1 protein-coding gene is annotated in these 514 nt (G+C 66.7%); it reads left to right on the top strand.

The genetic code is table 11. The features are described from left to right. Positions 1 to 69 precede the first annotated feature (69 nt). Positions 70 to 514: AraC-like ligand-binding domain-containing protein (locus tag ACU8YE_RS24360; RefSeq protein WP_446929947.1), on the top strand; the 445-nt coding region annotated here is incomplete at its 3' end.

Genomic DNA, 514 nt, shown 5'->3' with positions numbered 1-514 from the left:
CACCAGGATCCAGACGAACCATCCCCCAATCCGTGCCGCTCCGCACGACAGGCGCCAGCAGGAGGCGACGTGACGAATTCGACCGTTTTTTCACGCACGCGAGGTTCGACGGCCGACGTGCCGGCGCGCGACAGGATGGCGTACTGGGATGCGTTCAACGCGGCGACGCTGGTCGGCCTGCGCTGCTCGTCGCTGTCGCCGGCCGGGCTCGAAGTGGAGAAGACCGACATCGCGCTGCCGGGCCTCGGCATCGCCGACATCAGCGGGCAGGATCACGTGATCGAGCGCAGCCCAGCGCTGGTGCGCCAGTTGCCGAAGGAATCGCTGTTCGCGTGCCAGATCCTGAGCGGGCGCGCGTATTTCATCCAGCGCGACCGGTGCCTGCTCGCGGAAGCCGGCGATGTCGTCGTCTACGACACGCGCGTGCCGTATCTGTTCGGATTCCTGACGCCGATGCGGCAGTTGCTGATCGATATCCCGATCACGACGCTCGACGACCGCCTCGATGCGGAGC

This window comes from Ralstonia sp. VS2407, from assembly GCF_052950655.1.
This window is presented reverse-complemented; position numbering and strand designations above follow the sequence as displayed.